We start from the raw sequence: 535 nt of genomic DNA on the forward strand, positions 1-535 counted from the left end.
CACGAACAGTGATCACAACCGTTCTATTTATGACAATTTACTCAAGCAACAGTTTTCAATGACGAAGCCTAATCTTGCGTGGTCGAGTGACATTACCTACATTTGGACGGCTGAGGGCTGGTTGTACTTGGCAGCTGTCAAAGATCTTTACACGAAACAGGTTGTTGGCTATAGCTTAAATGAGCGCATGACAGCCAAGCTTGTTTGTGATGCATTGAATATGGCTATTCGCAATCAGAAACTTGCTAAAGATCTCATTGTACATTCAGACAGAGGCAGCCAATATTGCAGTAATGAATATCGAAACTTACTTGAGAAATTTGATTTTCAGGGTTCAATGAGCAAAAAAGGTGACTGCTTTGATAATGCACCGATAGAGAGTTTCTGGGGCATACTCAAAAATGAACTAGTCCATCATCGCAACTACAAAACAAGGGAAGAAGCCAAAGCGGATATTACAAAATATATAGAGTTATTTTATAATCAGCGAAGAATTCAAAAAGGCTTGGATTTTAAGACACCAAATCAAATGGCA

The 535-nt window shown here is 38.9% G+C and carries 1 protein-coding gene; it reads left to right on the plus strand.

Annotated features, from left to right (window positions below; all coding sequences use genetic code 11):
• On the plus strand, positions 1-535 hold a 535-nt coding region (locus NO346_RS14670; RefSeq protein ID WP_256415604.1), incomplete at both ends, for an IS3 family transposase.

The organism is Acinetobacter sp. 5862 (genome assembly GCF_024494585.1).
Lineage (GTDB): Bacteria > Pseudomonadota > Gammaproteobacteria > Pseudomonadales > Moraxellaceae > Acinetobacter.